Origin of the sequence: Streptomyces sp. NBC_01476 (genome assembly GCF_036227265.1) — a bacterium.
GTDB lineage: Bacteria > Actinomycetota > Actinomycetes > Streptomycetales > Streptomycetaceae > Actinacidiphila.
Window position 1 is genome coordinate 2,477,610 of sequence record NZ_CP109446.1, and the last position, 21,495, is coordinate 2,499,104.

Annotated in this window: 16 protein-coding genes and 1 riboswitch; of the genes, 9 read left to right on the top strand and 7 right to left on the bottom strand. The window is 73.4% G+C overall.

From position 1 onward, the window contains the following. Positions 1-44 precede the first annotated feature (44 nt). From OG552_RS11185 to OG552_RS11200, 4 genes are all read left to right on the top strand, one after another. The gene (locus tag OG552_RS11185) at positions 45-1,805 is read left to right on the top strand and encodes a hypothetical protein (RefSeq protein ID WP_329131791.1); all 1,761 of its coding nucleotides are present in this window, start codon (positions 45-47) and stop codon (positions 1,803-1,805) included. Positions 1,806-1,880: 75 nt separating this feature from the next. Continuing rightward, positions 1,881-2,567, top strand: coding sequence for a SanA/YdcF family protein (locus OG552_RS11190; RefSeq protein ID WP_329131793.1), 687 nt, complete (start codon positions 1,881-1,883; stop codon positions 2,565-2,567). A gap of 70 nt (positions 2,568-2,637) precedes the next feature. Then, positions 2,638-3,282 (top strand): GntR family transcriptional regulator, encoded by a 645-nt coding sequence (locus OG552_RS11195; RefSeq protein WP_329131795.1) that lies wholly within the window; start codon positions 2,638-2,640, stop codon positions 3,280-3,282. 4 nt (positions 3,283-3,286) lie between these two features. Next, complete coding sequence (locus tag OG552_RS11200) at positions 3,287-3,766, top strand: OsmC family protein (protein WP_329131797.1); 480 nt, start codon at positions 3,287-3,289, stop codon at positions 3,764-3,766. Positions 3,767-3,848: 82 nt separating this feature from the next. On the opposite strand, the gene OG552_RS11205 is transcribed toward OG552_RS11200, so the two are convergent. Further along, positions 3,849-4,772 carry a GlxA family transcriptional regulator gene (locus OG552_RS11205; RefSeq protein ID WP_329131798.1) on the bottom strand — a complete coding sequence of 308 codons (924 nt, stop codon included), beginning with the start codon at positions 4,770-4,772 and terminating at the stop codon, positions 3,849-3,851. Then, entirely contained in the window at positions 4,769-5,377 is a 609-nt protein-coding gene (locus OG552_RS11210; protein ID WP_443070911.1) for a cysteine hydrolase family protein, read from the bottom strand. Before OG552_RS11210 ends, OG552_RS11205 begins: the two co-directional genes overlap by 4 nt. 210 nt (positions 5,378-5,587) lie before the next feature. Here OG552_RS11210 and nirB point away from each other — a divergent pair, with 210 nt between their 5' ends. Together nirB and nirD are read left to right on the top strand one after the other, a co-directional pair. Next, on the top strand, positions 5,588-8,158 hold the full coding sequence (gene nirB, locus OG552_RS11215; protein ID WP_329131800.1) for a nitrite reductase large subunit NirB: 2,571 nt from the start codon (positions 5,588-5,590) through the stop codon (positions 8,156-8,158). Continuing rightward, positions 8,155-8,502: a nitrite reductase small subunit NirD gene (gene nirD / locus OG552_RS11220; protein ID WP_329131802.1), complete on the top strand. Its 348-nt coding sequence runs from the start codon at positions 8,155-8,157 to the stop codon at positions 8,500-8,502. The genes nirB and nirD overlap by 4 nt, the downstream gene beginning before the upstream one ends. A 118-nt stretch (positions 8,503-8,620) precedes the next feature. On the opposite strand, the gene OG552_RS11225 is transcribed toward nirD, so the two are convergent. Continuing rightward, on the bottom strand, positions 8,621-9,679 hold the full coding sequence (locus OG552_RS11225) for a LacI family DNA-binding transcriptional regulator (protein ID WP_329131804.1): 1,059 nt from the start codon (positions 9,677-9,679) through the stop codon (positions 8,621-8,623). A gap of 265 nt (positions 9,680-9,944) precedes the next feature. On the opposite strand from OG552_RS11225, the gene OG552_RS11230 reads away from it, so the two are divergent. After that, on the top strand, positions 9,945-10,661 hold the full coding sequence (locus OG552_RS11230) for a DUF4230 domain-containing protein (RefSeq protein ID WP_329131805.1): 717 nt from the start codon (positions 9,945-9,947) through the stop codon (positions 10,659-10,661). 160 nt (positions 10,662-10,821) lie between these two features. Here the strand turns inward: OG552_RS11230 and OG552_RS11235 are convergent, their stop codons facing one another. The 3 genes from OG552_RS11235 to dusB all read right to left on the bottom strand — a co-directional run bounded on the left by OG552_RS11235 (position 10,822) and on the right by dusB (position 16,060). Continuing rightward, on the bottom strand, positions 10,822-11,319 hold the full coding sequence (locus OG552_RS11235; RefSeq protein WP_329131807.1) for a GNAT family N-acetyltransferase: 498 nt from the start codon (positions 11,317-11,319) through the stop codon (positions 10,822-10,824). Between the two features lie 227 nt (positions 11,320-11,546). Beyond that, positions 11,547-14,258: a pyruvate, phosphate dikinase gene (gene ppdK / locus OG552_RS11240; RefSeq protein ID WP_329131809.1), complete on the bottom strand. Its 2,712-nt coding sequence runs from the start codon at positions 14,256-14,258 to the stop codon at positions 11,547-11,549. A 569-nt stretch (positions 14,259-14,827) separates the two neighbouring features. Continuing rightward, positions 14,828-16,060, bottom strand: coding sequence for a tRNA dihydrouridine synthase DusB (dusB, locus tag OG552_RS11245; RefSeq protein ID WP_329131811.1), 1,233 nt, complete (start codon positions 16,058-16,060; stop codon positions 14,828-14,830). A gap of 174 nt (positions 16,061-16,234) precedes the next feature. Here dusB and OG552_RS11250 point away from each other — a divergent pair, with 174 nt between their 5' ends. Both OG552_RS11250 and OG552_RS11255 read left to right on the top strand, forming a co-directional pair. Next, the gene (locus OG552_RS11250; protein ID WP_329131813.1) at positions 16,235-17,662 is read left to right on the top strand and encodes a DHA2 family efflux MFS transporter permease subunit; all 1,428 of its coding nucleotides are present in this window, start codon (positions 16,235-16,237) and stop codon (positions 17,660-17,662) included. Positions 17,663-18,129: 467 nt separating this feature from the next. Then, on the top strand, positions 18,130-18,498 hold the full coding sequence (locus OG552_RS11255; protein ID WP_329131815.1) for a MarR family winged helix-turn-helix transcriptional regulator: 369 nt from the start codon (positions 18,130-18,132) through the stop codon (positions 18,496-18,498). A gap of 234 nt (positions 18,499-18,732) precedes the next feature. On the opposite strand, the gene metE is transcribed toward OG552_RS11255, so the two are convergent. Further along, a complete protein-coding gene (metE, locus tag OG552_RS11260; RefSeq protein WP_329131818.1) occupies positions 18,733-21,051 on the bottom strand; it encodes a 5-methyltetrahydropteroyltriglutamate--homocysteine S-methyltransferase in 2,319 nt (772 codons plus the stop codon). 145 nt (positions 21,052-21,196) lie between these two features. Then, a riboswitch (cobalamin riboswitch) is annotated at positions 21,197-21,428 on the bottom strand. Positions 21,429-21,495: the final 67 nt, after the last annotated feature.

The following is a 21,495-nucleotide window of genomic DNA, read 5'->3' on the forward strand; positions in this document are numbered from 1 at the left end:
CGGCCTGGTGAAGGGCAACGGCGGTGCCGGAGAGGGGACATGACGTGGTGAACGGGTTGCCGCCGGTGACGGCCGGAGCCGCCGGGGAGGCGGCCGAGTTGCTGCCGGGACGGTTGCGGAAGCGGTTGGACGGGGCCGTGGGGAAGGCCGGCGGGTGGGTGGTGCGGGCGGGGGACGGCGAGGTCGTGGTCGCGGTGGACGCCGAGACCACCGTGACGCTCACCTTGTCGCCCGCCGGGACGGTGGCCACCGCCGGCGCGGTGCGCTGCGACTGCCTGCTCGCGCCCGCGTGCCTGCACCGCGCCGCCGTGCTGGCCGCGGCGCCGCTCGCCGACGAAGAGGAAGAGGAAGAAGGGGACGGTCCCGGGGAAGAGGGCTCGGATGCCAGGAGCAAGGCCGCGGGCGAGACCGGCGAACGGCCGGCGGACCCGGACCCGGACTCCCCCGCCGGCGGCCCGGCCTCCGACGCGATGCGGGAGGCCGCGGCAGCCCTGTGGACCGCGGGGGTCACCGCGCTGTGCGCCGGGGCGAACGCCTCCGCTCTCCCCCGGACGGCGTTGCTGCACGCCGCCCACAGCGCCCGGCTGGCGCGTCTGCACCGGCCCGCCGCGAGTGCCACACGGGTGGCGCGGCGCCTCGGTGAGGCGCGGGCCGCCGACAGCGCCTTCCGGCTCGGCGAACTCGTCGCGGACCTGGCCGCCCTGCTGGCGGAGGCACGGGCGGTGGCCGCCGGGGACGCGGCCCTGGCCGGTGCGGCCCGGCGGACGTATCAGCCGGCGGGGCCGCTGCGGCTCTACGGCCTGTTCACCGAGCCGGTGGTCACCGCGTCCGGGTACGGCGGGGCGGTCACGCATCTGGCGACCGCCGAGGGCGAGGTGCGGACCGTCGGGGTGGTCGCGCCCGGCGGGGTGGAGCGGGTGGACGCCTCGGCGGGGGCCGGGGTGCCCGGTGGCGCGGCGCTGACCCTGCGGCAGTTGGGGCGCGGCGGGGGGCTGATCGCCACCGGGGCGACCGTGACGGAGGACGGGCGGATCGGCGGCGGGGCGGGCCTGCGGACGGTGGGCGCGGGCGGGGCGGGCTGGTTCGAGCCGCCGCTGGACGCGCTGTGGCGGCGCCCCGCCGCCGCCCAGGTGGCCGCCGCGGTGGCACGGCCGGAGGGGGACGGTCTGCTGTTCCTGTCGGGTACGGTCACACGGCTGGACGGCCTGCCCGCCCTCGCGCTCGCCGGCGGCGGACCCGTGGTCGTACTCCACGCGCCAGACGCGCGCCCGGAGTTGGCGTACACCGCGAATCTGCGGCGGCTGGCGGGGCTCTCGGGGGCGGCGGTACGGCTGATCGGCCGGCTCGCGCCGGACCGGCCGCGGGGCGTGGTGGCCCTGGCGCTCGGCACACCGGACCGGACGGTGGACCTCGGGCTCGACCAGCTCCCCGCGGCCCTCGCGACGGCAGCGGCCGGTCCTGCCGCCCCGCCGTCCGGCTCCCCGCTGCCGCTGCCGCTGCCGCTGCCTCCCGTGGAGTGGGACCTGCTGAGCCGTACGGTGGCGCGTACCGTCGCGGGCGGCCGGGCGGTGGCGGCGGTGGCCGCCGATCCGGCGCTGCCGGGCCGGCTGCGTGCCGCCGGGCTGCCCACCGCCGCCGCCTGCGCCGCCGCACTGAGCGCCGCGGCCCGGGCCCGCCGCCCCGACGCGCTGGGCGCGATGCTCCCGGCCGACCCGGACGCCTTCGCCACCGCGTGGCTGGCCGCGGCCGTCTACCTCTCGGCCGCGGCCCGGGACTTCACGACGGCTGCCTGGGCCGGCGGCTGACGGCGGTGCGGGGCCGGAACCAGCCGTCGCCCCGGCGCGTCGGTCAAGGGGACCGCACTCGGGGAGGGGAACGTCATGCGTCGCTGGCCCGCTCGGCTGCGCCCGCGTCTGCCGAGGACCAGGCAGGGGTGGCGCCGCCTGGTCCAGGTGGCCGCCGCCGTCTGTGTCCTGGCGCTGCTGCCCGCGACCTGGCTCCGGCTGACCGCCGGCGACCGGGTCCGCTCCGAGGCGGATGTGCCGGCCGAACCGGTGGCGGTGGTGTTCGGCGCCGGGTTGTGGGGCGGGCAGCCGTCGCCGTATCTGGCGCACCGGCTGGACGCGGCGGCCCGGCTCTACCACGCGGGCAAGGTCCGGGTGGTGCTGGTCACCGGTGACAACAGCCGGACCTCGTACGACGAACCGGGTGCGATGCGGACCTATCTGACCGCGCACGGGGTGCCCCGGGACAAGGTGGTGCTGGACTACGCCGGGTTCGACACCTGGGACTCCTGCGACCGGGCCAAGCGGGTGTTCGGAGTCGACCGGGCGGTGCTGGTCAGCCAGGGGTTCCACATCCGGCGGGCGCTCGCGCTGTGTGCGGCGGCGGGGATCGACGCGTACGGGGTCGGCGTGGACGAGCCGCATGACGCGACGTGGTACGCGGGCGGGGCACGGGAGTTGGTGGCGGCGGACAAGGCGGCGCTCGATGTGCTGGTACGGCCGGCGCCGCGGTTTCTGGGGCCGCGGGAGGACGGGGTGGCGCGGGCGCTGGCCGCGCGCTGAGGCCGGCGAGCACCGTTGTATCCCTTGCATGCAAGGGATACAACGTATGCAGGGGTGTTAGGGTGCCGGGGTGCAGCAGACCGAATCCGCCCGTGGCAGGCTCCGCGACCTGATCCTCGACGGCGCCTACGCACCTGGTCAGCGGCTCACCGAGACCGAGGTGGCCGCCTCGCTGGCGATGAGCCGCACCCCGGTGCGCGAGGCGTTCCGGGCGCTGGTCTCCGACGGTCTGGTGCGGTCCGCCGGGCGCGGGGTGGAGGTGGTCGCGCTGGACGGTACGGCGCTGCGGCACGCCTACGAGGTGCGGGGCGCGCTGGAGGCCCTGACCGCCGAACTCGCCGCCGGGCAGCAGGCGCAGGGGCGGATAGCGCCCGCTTCCCTGGCCGCGCTGGCCGATGACGCCGACCGGACCGAACAGGCCACGGTCGAGGGCAGGTTCGCCGAGGCGGTCGGCCACAACCGGCGGTTCCACCGGCGGATCGCCGAACTCGCCGCGAACCCGGTGGCGTTGGTGACGCTGGACCGGCTGTGGGACCAGATCGTCGTCTCCACCCGGGCATCGCTCGACCCACCGCACCGGCCGGCCCAGGTCAACGCACAGCACCGGGCGTTGCTGCGGGCGGTCACCGAAGGGCGGGCGGCGGACGCCGGGTTGCTCGCCCGGCAGCACGTCGCGGACACCTGTAAGGACCTTCCGGCACCGGAGAGGAACTGAACCCATGGCGTCGGCCAGACAGCACACATACGCGACCGAGGTGGTCTGGACCGGCAACCTCGGTACGGGCACCGACACCTACCGCTCCTACAGCCGCGACCACCGGGTCTCCGCGGCCGGGGTGCCGGCCTTCCTCGGCTCCGCCGACGCCGCGTTCCGCGGTGACGCCGGGCGCTGGAACCCCGAGCTGATGCTGCTGGCGGCGCTCTCGCAGTGCCATCTGCTTTCCTACCTGTACGTCTGCGCGGCCAACGGCGTGGTGGTGACCGGCTACAGCGACCAGGCGGTCGGCACGATGGAGGAGACCGGCGACGGCGGCGGCCACTTCACGCGGGTCCTGCTGCGGCCTGCGGTCGAGGTGGCCTCCGCCACGATGACCGGCAAGGCCCGCGCCCTGCACGCCGAGGCGAACCGGCTCTGCTTCATTGCCAACTCCGTCAACTTCCCCGTCCACCACGAGCCGTCGATCCGCGTGGCACCGTAGGACCGCCGCGACCGGCCCCTCGGCGGAGCCCGCGACCACGCCGCCGATGGCGCCGGGGCGGGCACCCTTGGTGGGCACCCGGCTACGTCCGCTGCGCAGGCACCGCACGTGCGCGCAGCCTGCGGAGCATCCTCGCGTCCTGGAAACCCACCGCGCGAGCCGCGGATTCGGCCGGGGTGCCCTGGGCGATGAGGTGCTGGGCCCGCTCCAGGCGCAGTTCCTGCTGGTAGCGCAGCGGGGTGAGCCCGGTGGCGGCGGTGAAGCGCCGGGTGAGGGTGCGCTCGCTGAGCCCGGTCGCGGCGGCAAGGGCGGCCAGCGGCAGCGCGTCGTCGAAGCGCGCGTCGATGAGGTCCTGGGCCCGGTGGACGGCGTCGCTGAGGTGCGCGCGGTGCCGGAGCATCACCCCGGTCTGCTGGGCGTCGCCGTTGCGGCGGGCGTAGACCACCATCTGCCGGGCGACGCGGGCCGCGGCGCCCGGCCCGTGCCGTACCGCGAGCAGGTGCAGCGCCAGATCGATGCCGCTGGCGATCCCCGCCGAGGTCACCACCCGCCCGTCGACGACGTACAGCACGTCCCGTACGACGGTGGCCCGCGGATAGCGGTGGGCCAGTTCGTCCTGGACGTCGTGGTGGGTGGTGCAGCGCCGTCCGTCGAGCAGTCCGGCCCGCCCCAGCGCGTCCGCGCCCGCGCAGACGCTGGCGACCGTGCCGCCGGCCGCGTGGTGGGCGCGCAGCCGCTCCAGCGTGCCGGCGCCCAGCACACCGGTGTCCCGCAGGGTGGGCGACCGCCAGCCGGGCACGATGATCAGATCCGCCGCGCCGAGCTCCGGCCAGGACGTGGCGGCCCGCAGCGGCAGCCCCTGCGCGGTCGGTACGTCCTCCTGCTCGGCCACGTAGCGCAGCCGGTACCCGAGCCCCTGGTCCGCCGCCGTCGAGAAGACCTGCGCGGGCCCGGCCAGGTCCAGCAGATGCAGCTGCGGGACCAGCAGGAAGACCACCTCGGTCACGATCCGGTCAGCTCCTTCAGGGTGGTGACGGTGGCGAACCGGCCGGCCAGCGCATAGCGGGTGCGCTCGATGATCTCGGCCGGCCGCAGCGTCAGCGGGTCCGCCAGCACCTCGGCGAGGGTGCGCCCGGCGGGCGCGGCGGGGTCCGGGATCGGCTCGGTCGCGGTGGCGTCGGCGACGAAGGTGACGTCGTACCCGAGGTCGGACGCCAGCCGGGTGGTGGTCTCCACGCACTGCTCGGTGCGGATACCGCAGGTGATCAGCGCCCGGATGCCGCGTCCGGTGAGCAGCTGCTGGAGGTTGGTGGTGGTGAAGGCGTTGTGCGAGGTCTTGGTGAGCACCGGCTCGCCGTCCGCCGCCGCCAGACCCTCGATCGGCCGGACATGGCCGAGCGCGGGGTCGAAGACGGTGCCGGTGCCGGGCTCGGCGTGCAGCACCCAGATCACCAGGTCCCCGCGGGCGCGGGCGAAGTCCACCAGCCGGCCGACCTGCCGGGCCACCTCGGGGTCGGACGCGGCCTGCCAGCTCTCCCGCTGCCGGAAGGACTCCTGGACGTCGATGACGAGCAGCGCGGTGGGCACCAGGGCGTTCTCAGTCGTGGTCATGGTCCGATCCTGACGGCGGTGGTGCGTCCCAGGGTAGACATGATCGTGCCCCGCTGCGGAACGATCCGGTCAGCCGGCTCCGGCGGCCTCACACCCGCCGTCCGCCGCGGATGAGCGCACCGTTCCCCTCGCGCAACCAGCGGGATGCGGGCGGGAAACAGCCCGCGGGCACGCTCGGTGCCAGACTCACCACGACGGAGGTTTGTGACGATGGCTACGAGCGCGCCGCGGACGACGATCGTGCTGGTCGGTCACGGGATGGTCGGCCAGCACTTCCTGGAGGCGCTGGCCGGGAACGGGGTCACCCGGCGGGCCCGGGTGGTGGTGCTCTGCGAGGAGCCCCGGCCCGCGTACGACCGGGTGCACCTGACCTCGTACTTCTCCGAAGGCGTGCGCCCGGCGGAACTCTCCCTGGTCGAGGCCGGTTTCCTGGCCGGGCACGGCATCGAACTGCACCTCGGCGACCCCGCGCTCTCGGTCGACCGCGTCTCCCGTACGGTGACGGCCCGTTCGGGGCTGACCGTCCGCTACGACACCCTCGTCCTGGCCACCGGCTCCTCCCCCTTCGTCCCGCCCGTTCCCGGCCGGGACGCGACCGGCTGCTTCGTGTACCGGACGATCGAGGACGTCCTGGCGATCGAGGCGTACGCGAAGGGCGCGCGGACCGGGACGGTGGTCGGCGGCGGGCTGCTGGGACTTGAGGCCGCCGGGGCGCTGCGGGGGCTCGGACTGGACACCCACGTGGTGGAGTTCGCACCGCGGCTGATGCCGGTGCAGGTGGACGAGGGCGGCGGCGAAGCGCTGCGCAGGGCGGTCGAGCGGCTGGGCGTGCGCGTGCACACGGGTGTCGGGACGCGGGAGATCGTCCTCGGCCCGGGGGGCCGGGTGGCAGGCATGGACCTGTCCGACGGCACTCGGCTCGCCACCGACATGGTGGTCTTCAGCGCGGGGGTACGGCCGCGCGACGACCTGGCGCGCGCCTGCGGGCTGCCGGTCGGCGACCGCGGCGGCGTCGTGGTGGACGCCTCCTGCCGTACCGCCGACCCCGCGGTCTTCGCGATCGGCGAGTGCGCCCAGGCCGCGGACGGCCGGGTGTACGGCCTGGTGGCGCCGGGAAACGCGATGGCGGAGACCGCGGCGCGCACCATCGCAGGCGGCCAGGCCGCCTTCACCGGCGCCGACCTGTCCACCAGCTTGAAGCTGCTGGGGGTGGGGGTGGCGAGCTTCGGTGACGCGCACGGCGGCACCGAGGGCTGTCTGGATGTGCGGTACGCGGACGCCGGCGCCGGGATCTACCGCAAGCTGGTGGTCGGCGCGGACGGCACCCTGCTCGGCGGGGTCCTGGTCGGGGACGTCGAGTCGTACGGTGTGCTGCGCCCGCTGACCGGGACCGTACCGCCGGTCGCCCCTGGGCAGTTGGTGCTGCCGGCCGGTGCCGGCGGCGCGGTGTCCCTGGGGCCGGCCGCCCTGCCGGACGAGGCGGTGGTCTGCGGCTGCCACCACGTCACCAAGGGGGCGATCCGCGGCGCGGTCGACGGCCCGACCACCCTCGCGGACGTCAAGGGGCGCACCAAGGCCGGTACGGGCTGCGGCAGTTGCGTGCGGGTCGTGGGCCACCTGGTGGACGCGGAACTCGCTGCCCACGGCGTCACGGTCGACAAGGGCCTGTGCCGGTGCTTCGCCCGTACTCGCGCCGAGCTGTACGAGATCGTGCTCGCGCTGCGGATCACCTCCTACCGTGAACTCCTCGACCGCCACGGCCGCGAGGAGGCGCGCGGCGGTGAGGGCTGCGAGGTCTGCAAGCCCGCGGTCGCCTCGCTGCTGGCGTCCCTGGCCCCGGCGATCGGCGCGCCCGTGCACGTACTCGACGGCGAGCAGGCCGCGTTGCAGGACACCAACGACCACTTCCTGGCCAACATGCAGAAGAACGGCTCGTACTCGGTCGTGCCGCGCGTCCCGGGCGGTGAGATCACGCCGGAGAAGCTGATCGTGATCGGCGAGGTGGCCCGGGACTTCGGCCTCTACACGAAGATCACCGGCGGTCAGCGGATCGACCTGTTCGGTGCCCGGGTGGAGCAGCTGCCGCTCATCTGGCGCCGGCTGGTGGACGCCGGCTTCGAGTCCGGGCACGCCTACGGCAAGGCGCTGCGGACCGTGAAGTCCTGCGTGGGGCAGTCCTGGTGCCGTTACGGCGTGCAGGACAGCGTACGGATGGCGATCGATCTGGAGCTGCGCTACCGGGGTCTGCGCTCACCGCACAAGCTGAAGTCCGGGGTGTCCGGGTGCGCCCGGGAGTGCGCCGAGGCACGGAGCAAGGACTTCGGGGTGATCGCCACCGCGACCGGCTGGAACCTCTATGTCGGCGGCAACGGCGGCGCCACCCCGCGCCACGCGGACCTGCTGGCGCAGGACCTCTCGGACACCGGACTGGTCCGGCTCATCGACCGGTTCCTGATGTTCTACATCCGCACCGCCGACCGCCTGGAGCGCACCAGCACCTGGCTCGAACGCCTCCCCGGCGGCCTCGGTCACGTCCGTGACGTGGTGGTGCACGACGCGCTGGGCATCTGCGGGGAACTGGAGGCGCTGATGGCCTCGCACGTGGCCGGCTACCGCGACGAGTGGGCGGACACCCTCGGCGCCCCGGAGCGGCTGCGGAGGTTCGTCTCCTTCGTCAACGCGCCCGGCACCCCCGACCCGACGGTCCGGTTCGTCGCCGAACGCGACCAGATCAGGCCCGAGCCCCCGCTGCTCACCCTTCAGGAGACGGTGACCGTATGACCACCACCCTGCCCGCCGCCCGCACCGTGGAAGTGCTCACCCCTGATGGCTGGTTGCCGGTCTGCCCGGTGGATCTGCTCGAACCGGGCCGCGGGGTGGCCGCGTTGCTGCCCGGCGGCGTCCAGGCCGCGCTCTTCAGGGACCGGGCGGACCGGCTCCACGCGATCGGCAATGTCGATCCGTTCACCGGCGCGGGGGTGCTCTGCCACGGCCTGCTGGGCTCGGCGGGCGGCCGTCCTTACGTGGCTTCGCCGTTGCTCAAGCAGCGGTTCGACCTGGCGGACGGGCGCTGCCTTGACGACGACGCGGTCGCGGTGGCGGTGTACCGGGTGCGGGCGGTGTGAGGGCCGCGCGGGGCGCGGGTGGTTCGAGGCCCCGCGCTGGGTGCGGGCGGCGGGAGACCCACGCGGGGCGCGGGCAGTTGGAAGCCCGCCGGGCCATTTCGCGCGGGGTCCGCCGGGCTCAGACCGCGTGCGGCGGCGCGCTGCTGGCGCGCTCCACCAGCCGGGTCGCCAGGTCCATCCGCAGCGTGCCCGGCTGCTTCCCCCGGCCCAGGTCCAGCACCAGCCGGGCGGCCGCCTCGGCCATCTCGGTGAGCGGCTGTCGTACCGTCGTCAGCGGCGGGCTGATCCAGCGGGCCAGCGGCAGATCGTCGAAGCCGACCACGCTCACGTCCTGCGGCACCCGCAGGCCCAGCTCGCGCGCGGCCTCGTAAAGTCCCAGCGCCTGAAGGTCGTTGCCGGCGAAGACGGCGGTCGGACGGTCCGGCATCCGCAGCAGCGCCAGCCCTTTGGTGTATCCGGCCTCGTGGTGGAAGTCGCCGGACGCGACCAGCGCCGGGTCGAAGGCGATGCCCGCGGTCTCCAGCGCCGCACGGTAGCCGTCGATCCGGGCCCGGCTGCACATGATGCCGTCAGGACCGCCGATCACGCCGATCCTGCGGTGTCCGAGTTCCAGCAGGTGGCGGGTGGCGGCCAGGCCGCCCTGCCAGTTGGTGGCGCCGATCGCCGGGACGTCGTCGCCGGGGTCGCCGGCCGGGTCGAGGACCACGAACGGGATGTCGCGGCTGGTGAGCTGGGCCCGCTGGGCCGGGTCGAGGCCGGAGAGCACCAGGATCACGCCGGTGGGCCGGCGGGCGAGCACCCCGTCCACCCAGGTCTGGCCAGGGGTGAGCCGCCCGGCCGACTCGGAGAGGACCACGCTCATCCCCTCCTGCCGGGCGACGTTCTCCACGCCGCGGATCACCTCCATCGCCCAGGAGCTCTCCAGTTCGTGGAAGACCAGGTCGAGCAGCGGCGCCGCCTGCAGGCTCCCGCGCCGCCGCTGGTAACCGTGCCGGTGCAGCAGTTCCTCGACCCGGCTGCGGGTGGCGGGGGCGACGTCGCCGCGGCCGTTGAGCACTTTCGAAACAGTCGGGGCCGACACCCCGGCGGCCCGCGCGATCTCGGCGAGGGTGGCGGTGCCGCCCGCGGCGGATTCCGGCCGGTCGCCACGGGAACGGGCAGGACTGGTGGCACTCATGGGAGCGATCGTAGCCGGGCAGGGGTGACGGAACCGGGAGCGAGACGGCCCGGCTGCCCCCTCCGCAACCTTCGGCGTCCGGCCCGAAATCAGCTGTCCCGTACGATCCCGTACGGCCCGCAAGGGGCCTCGGGTCACATCTGTCACGCAGGGGTCACCGGCAACCGACCGGCGGGCAACAGGTGGGCAACAACAGGCTCTACGAGGTCAGTTGACGTCATGACCCGGTCGCCGAAGGGTAATTGAGCGGATGAGGAGGTGTGTCATGGAGACGCAGCAGATCACGGTGACCCGGACCCCGTTGTGGGCCAAGATCATTATCGGGGTGGTGGGTCTGGGACTGCTCTTCTTTCTGCTCGGACGGGCGGACCTGCTGCCCGGCATCCCCAACCCGTTCGAGGAGAAGACGACAGACCGCAGCGGCCCGGTGCTGCTGAAGTCCATCCAGGACATGAACCGTTTCGAGGGCGCCAGCGGCAACTTCGAGGTGGTGGTGGACCTGGACAAGGACGCCAAGTTCCTGCCGGACGTCGTCCGCGGCAAGCGGACCCTGTATGTGGGGGCCGGCAGCGTGGACGCCTATGTGGACCTCGGTTCGATCGGTGACAACGCGGTCACCGTCTCCGACGACCGCAAGAGCGCGTCGATCCGGCTGCCGCACGCGGCACTGGAGCGGACGTCGCTCGACACCAAGCACTCGTACGTCGTCTCGCAGCAGCGGGGCCTCTTCGACCGGATAGGTGACTTCTTCGGCAGCGACACCGGCAACATGCAGCAGATGAACGAACTGGCCGCGCAGAAGATCCAGGACGCGGCCAAGCAGACGGAGCTGGGGACGCGGGCGGAGACCAACACGCGGTCGATGCTCTCCCAGATGCTGACGTCGCTGGGCTTCACGACCGTCACCGTCACCTTCGGGCCGCCTCCCACGGCCGCCCCGACCGGCTCGGCGTCGGCATCCGCTTCGCCTTCGGCCTCATAGCGGACCGGCGCCGGTGAGGGCGGGCGGCAACGCGGCCTCCTCATGGGCGAGATGAACCGCCATTCCGGCGGCGAACGCGGCGACCTGCTGCTCCAGGGCAGCACGGCCGCCGCCGTTCGCCGCCGGTCGCACGCCCGGGGGCCCGACCGGCCCCGGCGGGTCACACCTCGAAGGAGATCCACCGGTCCGGCGCCACGTCGGGCCGCCCCGGCACCGCCCTGCGCTCCTCCGTCCACGCCTGTCCGGCCACCTCCGTGGCGACTCGCCGCCAGAAGGCGACCGCGCCCACGTTGACGTCCTGAAAGGCCACTTCCCACGGTCCCGGGTGCGCCGCGAAGACCGCTCGTACGGCGCGCAGTCCGACCCCGCCGCGCCGCACGCCGTGCACCACGAAGAAGCTGTTCAGCACGCGCTTCGGCCCGTCCAGTCCCCGCACGAAGGCGAAGCCGACCGGCTGCTCCTCGCTGGTGAACAGATACGGCGCCCAGCCCTCCTCCCCGAACGCCGCGGCCAGCCGCTCGCTGCGGAACGTCCCGTCCGGCGCGGGCAGTTCACCGGTGAACGCCGACATGTCGTGCCGGAACATCAGCCACAGGCGCTCGCACGCCCCCCGGTCCGCCGCGGTCGCCCGCCGCACCACCGTCTCCCCAACCACCATGCTCTCCTCCGTCCAGCGCGTGAGATCGCCTCTCCGGCAACACGATCTCCCACCGCCCGCCCCGGGGACTGCGCGGGCCTGTCTGGAGCAGGGAAAAGCCGGGGGCGGCGCCTCCGCACGAAGCGCCGTCCCCGGCCGGGGTGGGTCGGTAGCGGGGCCGGGCGGTGAGGGTTGGGCCCCCAGGGCAAGGGGCGCCGCCGGCTGCCGGGACCGACCCGGTCAGGGGGTCATCGGGGTTTCGCCGCCGCGCGCCCCGCTTCGAGGCGGGCGACCGGGATGCGGAACGGTGAGCAGGAGACGTAGTCGAGCCCGGCGTCGTGGAAGAAGTGCACCGACTCGGGGTCGCCCCCGTGCTCCCCGCAGATGCCGAGCTTGAGGCCGGGGCGGGTGGCGCGGCCCGCCTCGCAGGCGGAGCGGACCAGTGCCCCGACCCCGTCGCGGTCGATCGTCTCGAACGGGGACACCCCGAAGATGCCCTTCTCCAGGTAGGCGGTGAAGAAGGACGCCTCGACGTCGTCCCGGGAGAAGCCCCACACCGTCTGGGTGAGGTCGTTCGTGCCGAAGGAGAAGAACTCCGCGCACTCCGCGATCTGGCCGGCGGTCAGCGCGGCCCGGGGCAGCTCGATCATGGTGCCGATCGCCAGTTTCAGCGAGGTGCCGGTCGCCGCCTCGACCTCGGCGATCACCCGGTCGGCCTCCTCGCGGACGATCTCCAGCTCCTGCACCGTGCCGACCAGCGGGATCATGATCTCCGGGCGCGGGTCGCCGTTGGCCGCATGCCGGTGCGCCGCGGCCTCGGCGATCGCCCGTACCTGCATGGCGAACAGGCCCGGGATGACCAGCCCCAGGCGCACCCCGCGCAGGCCCAGCATGGGGTTGGACTCGTGCAGTTTGTGGACCGCCTGGAGCAGCCGCAGATCGTTCTCGTTCTCGTCCTTCCGCGCCTCCGCCAGCGCCACCCGTACCGACAACTCGGTGATGTCCGGCAGGAATTCGTGCAGCGGCGGGTCCAGCAGCCGTACGGTGACCGGCAGTCCGTCCATCGCCTCGAAGAGCTCGATGAAGTCGGCCTTCTGCAGCGGCAGCAGCGCGCCGAGCGCGTCGTTCCGCTCGGTGTCGGTGTCGGCGAGGATGAGCCGCTCGACCATCTCCCGCCGCTCGCCGAGGAACATGTGCTCGGTGCGGCACAGTCCGATGCCCTGCGCGCCGAACCGCCGGGCCCGGGAGGCGTCCTCGGCGTTGTCGGCGTTGGCCCGTACCCGCAGCCGGCGGACCCGGTCGGCGTACGCCATGATCCGGTGCACCGCCTGGACGAGTTCGTCGGCCTCCTCGGCGCCGGCGTGCATCCGGCCCTCGAAGTACTCGACCACCGGGGACGGTACGACCGGGACCTCGCCGACGTACACCTTGCCGGTGGAGCCGTCGATCGAGATCACGTCGCCCTCCTCTATCACCACGCCACCGGGGGCGGTGAGCCGGCGCCGCTTGGTGTCGACCTCCAGCTCCTCGGCGCCGCACACGCAGGTCTTCCCCATGCCGCGGGCGACGACGGCCGCGTGCGAGGTCTTGCCGCCGCGTGAGGTGAGGATGCCCTCGGCGGCGATCATGCCGTTGAGGTCATCGGGGTTGGTCTCGCGGCGGATCAGGATGACCCGCTCGCCCGAGCGCGACCACTTCACCGCGGTGTACGAGTCGAAGACCGCCTTGCCGACCGCCGCGCCCGGTGAGGCCGCGATGCCCCAGCCGATCCGCTGGACCGAGCTGCTGTCGGCCACCGAATCCTCGAACCGGGGGAACATCAGCTGGGCGAGCTGCGCGCCGTTGACCCGCTGCAGCGCCTCGGCCTCATCGATCAGCCCCTGGTCGACGAGCTGGGTGGCGATCCGGAAGGCGGCGGCCGCGGTGCGCTTGCCGACCCGGGTCTGGAGCATCCACAGGTGGCCGCGCTCGATGGTGAACTCGATGTCGCAGAGGTCCTTGTAGTGCGTCTCCAGCGTCTCCATGATCGCCATCAGCCGGTCGTACGACGGCTTGTCGATCTTCTCCAGGTCGGCGAGCGGAACGGTGTTGCGGATGCCGGCCACCACGTCCTCGCCCTGCGCGTTCTGCAGGTAGTCGCCGTAGACGCCCTGGTGGCCGCTGGCCGGGTCGCGGGTGAAGGCGACCCCGGTGCCGGAGTCGGGGCCGAGGTTGCCGAAGACCATCGAGCAGATGGTGACGGCGGTACCGAGGTCGCCGGGGATACGTTCCTGGCGGCGGTAGAGCTTGGCGCGTTCGGTGTTCCAGGAGTCGAAGACGGCCCGCACCGCGAGGTCCATCTGCTCGCGCGGCTCCTGCGGGAACTCCCGGCCGGCCTCCTTGGCGATGATCTCCTTGAAGTCCTCGACCAGCTGCCGCAGGTCGGCGGCGTCCAGACCGAGGTCGCTGTCGGCGCCCTTGGCCCGCTTGGCCTGCTCCAGCGCCTCCTCGAAGAGGTCGCCGTCGACGGAGAGCACGGTCTTGCCGAACATCTGCAGCAGCCGGCGGTAGGAGTCCCAGGCGAACCGCTCCTCGCCCAGCTGGGCGGCGAGGCCGGCCACCGAGGCGTCGGAGAGTCCGATGTTGAGGACGGTGTCCATCATGCCGGGCATGGAGAACTTGGCGCCCGAACGGACCGACACCAGCAGGGGGTTGTCCGGCTGGCCGAGCGTGCGGCCCATCCGCTGCTCCAGCGCGTCGAGGTGCGCACTCACCTCGTCGCGCAGGGCCGCGGGCTCCGCACCGGATTCCAGGTAGACCCTGCACGCCTCGGTGGTGATGGTGAAGCCCGGAGGGACGGGCAGTCCGAGGTTGGTCATCTCGGCGAGGTTCGCACCCTTCCCGCCGAGCAGGTCCTTGAGGTCCTTGTTGCCCTCAGTGAAGTCGTAGACGAACTTCGGTTGCTTCTCTGATGCCGACACGTGGTCCTCGACTCCTCGCGATCCTCGCGGCCGGGTTGCGGCTGGGGGTCCGGCTGGATGCCCTGACGGCGGGGAGCGTACCCATCTCCAAGGCGCTGAAGTACGTCCATCACCTCGACACACGGGTGTAACCGCCCGTCTGCCGTCAGATCGAAAGCAGTCGGGGGACGGGTCGGGGCGGGCCGTTTCGTTCACGAGTCGAAGGGACGACTTCGGGCAGCGAGGTCCGGCGGTGCTTTTCCGCACGCTCGGTGACGACGGGGCCGACGGGGTGGAGACAAGGAGGGTGGCACGCAGTGCCGTGCATTCGAGAGGTGCCGCGCTCGCATGTGCGCTCATTTGAGCAAAGTGGGCATCAGGCGTGGCGCGAATCACGTGGTTCGGGGGCACCGCGTCTCATCCTTCGGACGTAGCCCGCCTACGTATCGGACACGCGTTCGCCCGTTCCGCACCGCCTGACGCGCATCCGCCGGGGGACGCGCCGACGCGCGTCCGCCGGGGGCGCCCCGGGGCGCGTCCGCCGGGGACGCGCCCACCCGGCAAGCGCCCCGTCCGGGGCCCCGGCGGCCTCAGCCGCCCGAGGTGTCCGACTCCGCGTCCTCGCTCAGCGCCGCGCACGCGTACGGGTCGTCGAGCCAGCCGTCCGGGAGGATCACCCGCTTGCCGGGGGCGGTCCGGCCCCGCGGGCCGTCCGCGTGCGCCGGCCAGGGCTGGTCGTGGTCGAGCCTGCCGAGATGGTCGTCCAGCTCGGCGAGCGAGGACGCGGTGGCGAGCGCGCGGCGCAGCTCGGAGCCGACCGCGAAGCCCTTGGTGTACCAGGGGACGTGCTTGCGGAAGTCGATCACCCCGCGGGCCTCGTCGCCGATCCAGCGGCCCAGCAGCTCGGCGTGCCGCCGCATCACCGCCGCCACCTGGCCGAAGTCCGGGGTGGCCGGGGCCTGGACGCCGCCCGGCTCGAAGGCCGCCACCAGGTCGCCGAAGAGCCACGGGCGGCCCAGGCAGCCGCGCCCGACCACCACGCCGTCGCAGCCGGTCTCACGCATCATCCGTACCGCGTCCTCGGCGCACCAGATGTCGCCGTTGCCCAGCACCGGGATCTCCGGAACGTGCTCCTTGAGGCGGGCGATGGCGTCCCAGTCCGCGGTGCCGCCGTAGTGCTGCGCGGCGGTGCGGCCGTGCAGGGCGACCGCCGTGACGCCCTCCTCCACCGCGATCCGGCCCGCGTCGAGATACGTCAGATGGTCGTCGTCGATGCCCTTGCGCATCTTGATGGTGACCGGGAGGTCCCCGGCGTTGCCGACCGCCTCGCGCAGGATCGAACGGAGCAGATTCCGCTTGAACGGAAGGGCGGAGCCGCCGCCTTTGCGGGTGACCTTCGGCACGGGGCAGCCGAAGTTGAGGTCGATGTGGTCGGCCCGGTCCTCCGCCACGATCATCCGGACCGCCTTGCCGACGGTCACCGGGTCCACGCCGTAGAGCTGGATCGAGCGCGGGGTCTCGGCGGCGTCGAAGTGGATGAGCTGCATGGTCTTCTCATTGCGCTCGACCAGCGCCCGGGTGGTGATCATCTCGCTGACGAAAAGCCCCTTGCGGCCCGGCCCGGCGACGGGGGCGGGGGCGGAGCCGGCCGCGGCACGCCCGCCGAAACCGCGCACACCTTCGGCGAACTCCCGGCACAGCGTGCGGAAGGGCGCGTTGGTGATGCCCGCCATGGGGGCGAGCACGACCGGCGGCCACACGGTGTGCGGGCCGATCCGGAGGGCGCCGGTCGCGGGCGGGGCGAGGGTGGCTTCAGCGGTCATGCGTCCATTGTCACGTACCGCGCGGGGAGCCCGCGGCCGGCAGAGCGCGGCCTGTGGACAACCACCGGTTCACCTGTGGACAACCTCACCCTTCATGGGGATGTCACAGGCCCGACCACACCTGGTTGTACGATTCAAATGATTTGACTTGTACAACCATTGGAGCCACCACCTATGCCGGAGCTGACGTATCGGCGTCGCATGCTCATCCTTGCCATCTGCTGCATGAGCCTGCTGATCGTCAGCCTGGACAACACCATCCTCAACGTCGCCCTCCCCTCCATGCGGAAGGACTTCGGCGCGAGTGTCTCCGGGCTCCAGTGGACGATCGACGCGTATCTGCTGGTCCTGGCCTCGCTGCTGCTGCTCTCCGGCTCGACCGCCGACCGGATCGGGCGCAAGCGGGTCTTCCAGACCGGCCTGGTGCTCTTCTCCATCGGGTCACTGCTGTGCAGCCTGGCCCCGAGCCTCGGCTGGCTGATCGTCTTCCGGATGGTGCAGGCGGTCGGCGGTTCGATGCTCAACCCGGTGGCGATGTCGATCATCACCAACACCTTCTCCGACGCACGCGAACGCGCCCGGGCGATCGGGGTCTGGGGAGGTGTCGTCGGCGTCAGTATGGCGGCCGGGCCGATCGTCGGCGGGGCGCTGGTGCAGTCGGTCGGCTGGCGGTCGATCTTCTGGATCAATCTGCCGGTCGGGGTCGCCGCGCTGATCCTGACCGCCCGCTTCGTCCCTGAGTCACGGGCGCTGCGGGCCCGCCGGGTGGACCCGGTGGGGCAGCTGCTGGTGATCGTGCTGCTGGGTACGGTCACCTACGGGATCATCGAGGGCTCGGACGCGGGCTGGGCGTCCCCGCTGATCGTCGGCTGCTTCGTGGTGGCCGTGCTGGCGGCGGTGGGACTGGCGTCGTACGAGAAGCGGCGGGTCGACCCGCTGATCGACACCCGGTTCTTCCGCAGCGCGCCCTTCAGCGGGGCGACGGTGATCGCGGTCAGCGCGTTCGCGTCGCTCGGCGGCTTCCTCTTCCTCAACACGCTCTACCTGCAGGACCAGCGGGGCATGTCGGCGCTGGACGCGGGGGTGCACATGGTGCCGATGGCGGTGATGACACTGGTCTTCGCGCCGCTGTCCGGGCGGCTGGTGGCCTCGCGCGGGCCGCGGCTCCCCCTGGTGCTCGCCGGCACCGCGCTGACGGCGAGCGGCGTCCTCTTCGCGGCCTTCGACGCGCAGGCCTCCGACACCCGGCTCTACATCACCTACGTGCTCTTCGGCATCGGCATCGGCCTGGTCAACGCGCCCATCACCAACACGGCGGTCTCCGGCATGCCGCGGTCCCAGGCGGGGGTGGCGGCGGCGGTCGCCTCCACGAGCCGCCAGGTCGGCCAGTCGCTGGGCGTGGCGGTCCTCGGCGCGGCGCTGGCCGCGGGGCTGCACGCGGGCGCGTGGTGGATCATCACGGGCTGCGGCGTATCGGTCCTCGTCCTCGGTACGCTCACCACTGGCCGCTGGGCCCGCGCCACCGCGGACCGCACGGCGGGGCTGCTGGCAGCCGAAGCGGGCGGCACAGACGACGCACGGATCGCGGTGAGCACGTCATGAGAACAGGGCAGGTCATGAGCACGGATTACGTCGCCGTCGCCGCCCCGGGCCGGACCGCCGGCCCGGAACCGGCCGCGGGTACGGACCGTGCCGGCGACACGGGATTGGCCGCGGGCACGGGACCAGTTGGCGCTACGGAGCCGGCCGCGGGCACCGACCCGGCCGCGGCTGCGGAACCGGTGGGCGCTACGGAAGCGGCCGCGGGTGCCGACCCGACCGCGGCCACGGGATCGGCCCGCGGCACGGGACCACTCGGCGTTGCGGAACCGGTTGCCGACACCGACCCGGTCGGCGACCCGGAACCGGTCGCCCCTGGGGGCCCGGTCGCCGGCGCTGCGTCGGGGGCCCGGGGCGCGGAGGCCACTGACGGGACGTCGGAAGCCGAGGCACCCAGGGGCGCTGGTACCCCGGCGGGAGCCGGAGACGCCGAGGCCGCCGGGCGGGTCTGGCGGGGGCTGCGGGCCCTCGTGCTGGAGCGGAACGAGCGCCGCAAGGAGACCGCCGACGCCCTCGGGATGAGCTTCTTCCGGGTCAAGGCGCTGCGCCGGGTGGCCACCGCGCCGGCCCGGCTGAGCGAACTCGCCGCCGAGCTGGCCTCGGACCGCCCCTACCTCACCCTGGTGGTGGACGACCTGGAGAAGCGCGGCTTGGTGGAGCGCCGCCAGCACCCCACCGACCGCCGCGGCAAGATCGTCTCCGCCACGGAGGAGGGCAGGCGGGCCGCCGCCCGGGCGGACACCATCCTCGGCACCCCTCCCCCGGCGCTGCTCGCCCTCCCGCCCGCCGACCTCGCCGCCCTCGACCGCATCATGGCAACGCTGACCCCTCAGGACTGAACGCCGGAACCAGGGCCCGCGACCGGGGACCCGGGACGGACGGCCCCCATTCCGCCGCCCGGCGCTGAGCACAGTGACCCCGTGGCCCCGAACCCACCGCCCGGAAACCGGGGTCCGGGACCGAGACGCGAGACCGACGGTCCGGAACCCACGGCCCCCAACTCGCCGCCCGGGGCTGCGGGCCCCGAACCCCACCGTCCCGAACCGAGGCCCGGGGGGCTCCCCGGCCCGCGGTCAGGCGTCCGCGGTCAGGGTGGTACGCAGCTCGCGGGCCGCGGCTACCAGATGTTCGAGGGAGCGCCGCGTTTCCGGCCAGCCGCGGGTTTTCAGGCCGCAGTCGGGGTTGACCCACAGACGGTCCGCCGGGATGGCCTCAAGTCCCTTGCGCAGCAAGGCGGTCACCTCGGCGGTGTCCGGAACGCGGGGCGAGTGGATGTCGTAGACACCGGGCCCGGCCTCACGGGGGTAGCCCTGCGCCGCCAGTTCGCCCGCGACCTGCATGTGGGAGCGGGCGGCCTCCAGGCTGATCACATCCGCGTCAAGATCGTCGATGGCCTGCACGATGTCGCCGAACTCGGCGTAGCACATGTGGGTGTGGATCTGGGTGTCGGCCCGCACCCCGCTGGTGGTGAGACGGAACGCCTCGGTGGCCCACGCCAGATACGCCGGCCGGTCGGCGGCTCGCAGCGGCAGGGTCTCACGCAGCGCGGGCTCGTCCACCTGGATCACCGCCGTGCCGGCCGCCTCCAGATCGGCGACCTCGTCGCGCAGCGCGAGCGCGACCTGGCGGGCGGTGTCGGCGAGCGGCTGGTCGTCACGGACGAAGGACCAGGCGAGCATCGTGACGGGCCCGGTGAGCATGCCCTTGACCGGGCGCGCGGTGAGCGACTGCGCGTACGTCGTCCAGCGCACGCTCATCGGCCCGGGCCGGGAGATGTCACCGGCCAGGATCGGCGGGCGCACGTAGCGGGTGCCGTAGGACTGGACCCAGCCGTGCCGGGTGGCGAGGTAGCCGCTGAGCTGCTCGGCGAAGTACTGGACCATGTCGTTGCGTTCGGGTTCGCCGTGCACCAGGACATCGAGGCCGGCCGCTTCCTGGAAGGCGATGACCTCGCGGACGGCGGCCGCCATCCGCTCCTCGTACCCTTCCGCGTCGATCCGGCCGGCCCGCAGGTCGGCGCGGGCCGCCCGCAGATCGTCGGTCTGCGGGAAGGAACCGATGGTGGTGGTCGGCAGGGGCGGCAGGTTGAGCCGCAGCCGCTGGCCGACGGTGCGCTTCGCGTACGGCTCGGCGCGGTGGTGGTCGTCGTCGCCGACGGCCGCGGCGCGGGCCCGTACCGCCGGGTCGTGGATCAGCGAAGAGCGCGCCCGGTCCGCCAAGTCGCTCTTGTTGGCGGTCAGTTCGGCCTCGATGGAGCCGGTGCCGCGTGCGAGTCCGGTGGCCAGGGTGACGATCTCGGCGGTCTTCTGCCGGGCGAAGGCCAGCCAGCGGGCGATCCGTGGGTCGATGTCCTTCTCGGCGGTGACGTCGAGCGGCACATGCAGCAGCGAGCAGGAGGCGGCGACGTCGACCCGGCCGGCGAGGCCGAGCAGGGTGCCCAGCGTCTTCAGCGACGCGCTCAGGTCGTTGATCCATACGTTGCGGCCGTCCACCACGCCGGCGACCAGCCGCTTGCCCGGCAGTCCGCCGGCCGCCGCCAGACCGTCGAGGTTGGCGGCGCCGGGACCGGTGAAGTCCAGCGCCAGACCGTCGACCGGCGCCTTGGCCAGCACCGGCAGGGCGTCGCCGAGCCGTCCGAAGTAGGAGGCGACCAGGAGCCTGGGCCGGTCGGTGAGCGCGCCGAGTTCCGCGTAGGCACGGGCGACGGCGGAAAGCTCTGCCGGGGTGCGGTCCTGCACCAGTGCCGGCTCGTCGAGTTGCACCCATCCGGCGCCCGCGGCCCGCAGGTCGGCGAGGACCTGGGCGTAGACCGGGAGCAGCCGGTCCAGCAGGGTCAGCGGTTCGAAACCGGCGGGCACGCCCGGGGCGGGCTTGGCCAGCAGCAGGTACGTCACCGGTCCCACCAGCACCGGGCGGCCGTACAGCCCGAGGGCCAGCGCCTCCCGCAACTGGGCGACCTGCTGGGTGGAATCGGCGGCGAACTCCGTATCGGGGCCCAACTCCGGTACGAGGTAGTGGTAGTTGGTGTCGAACCACTTGGTCATCTCCAGCGGCGCCGCGTCCTGGGTGCCGCGGGCCATCGCGAAGTAGCCGTCCAGCGCGTCGTTGCGGACCTCGGCGCGGTGCCGGTCCGGGATCGCGCCGACCATCACGGTGGTGTCGAGCATGTGGTCATAGGCCGAGAAGTCGCCGGTCGGCACCTCGCCGAGGCCGGCGTCTGCGAGCTGCAGCCAGTTGGCGCGGCGCAGGCCGGCCGCGGTCTGCCGGAGGGCGCCGGCGGTGACCCGGCCCTTCCAGTAGCCCTCGATCGCCTTCTTCAGCTCCCGGTCGCCGCCTTGCCGGGGATAGCCGTACACGGTGGCTCGGGGCGTCGTGACGGTCTGGTCTGTCATGGGGGCTCTCCTTCGCGAGCGGGTGTCCCGACGGTTCCGGGGACCGGGCGACGACGCGAAGGGGGAACCGGCGGGTCACCCTCGGGTGCCGCCTCGTCCCGTACCGACCCGCCCTCGGGGTCACCGGAGTTCCGCGTACGCACCGGGCGTGCGCGGGCAGCGGGCAGGTCTTCGGACTCGCGGGCACATGGACCCTGTGCCGAGGCTCAGGGCGCCACACCTACTGGCCGTCGCTTCCCAGGTCCGCAGGGACCCAGTGCGTATGACGGCGGTCGTTCCCGCTCACCGCTGCGGGGCAGTCCCGGATTCCCACCGGGTTCCCTCTTACGACGCTTCCGCCTGGCGGGCGGACGCGAACCAGCTGCACCCGCCAGCCTAGAGCGCCCCGGGCCGCGACCGGAACCGCGGCTCACCGGCGACCGGGCCCGACCTTGCTCGACAGGG

Bases quoted from the DNA above. Each gene is read 5' to 3' on its own strand.
- OG552_RS11210 (WP_443070911.1), bottom strand. From the start codon at position 5,377: ATGACCACGACTGAGAACGCCCTGGTGCCCACCGCGCTGCTCGTCATC.
- nirD (WP_329131802.1), top strand. From the start codon at position 8,155: ATGACCACCACCCTGCCCGCCGCCCGCACCGTGGAAGTGCTCACCCCT.
- metE (WP_329131818.1), bottom strand. From the start codon at position 21,051: ATGACAGACCAGACCGTCACGACGCCCCGAGCCACCGTGTACGGCTAT.
- nirB (WP_329131800.1), top strand. From the start codon at position 5,588: ATGGCTACGAGCGCGCCGCGGACGACGATCGTGCTGGTCGGTCACGGG.
- OG552_RS11250 (WP_329131813.1), top strand. From the start codon at position 16,235: ATGCCGGAGCTGACGTATCGGCGTCGCATGCTCATCCTTGCCATCTGC.
- OG552_RS11200 (WP_329131797.1), top strand. From the start codon at position 3,287: ATGGCGTCGGCCAGACAGCACACATACGCGACCGAGGTGGTCTGGACC.
- OG552_RS11225 (WP_329131804.1), bottom strand. From the start codon at position 9,679: ATGAGTGCCACCAGTCCTGCCCGTTCCCGTGGCGACCGGCCGGAATCC.
- dusB (WP_329131811.1), bottom strand. From the start codon at position 16,060: ATGACCGCTGAAGCCACCCTCGCCCCGCCCGCGACCGGCGCCCTCCGG.
- OG552_RS11235 (WP_329131807.1), bottom strand. From the start codon at position 11,319: ATGGTGGTTGGGGAGACGGTGGTGCGGCGGGCGACCGCGGCGGACCGG.
- OG552_RS11230 (WP_329131805.1), top strand. From the start codon at position 9,945: ATGGAGACGCAGCAGATCACGGTGACCCGGACCCCGTTGTGGGCCAAG.
- OG552_RS11190 (WP_329131793.1), top strand. From the start codon at position 1,881: ATGCGTCGCTGGCCCGCTCGGCTGCGCCCGCGTCTGCCGAGGACCAGG.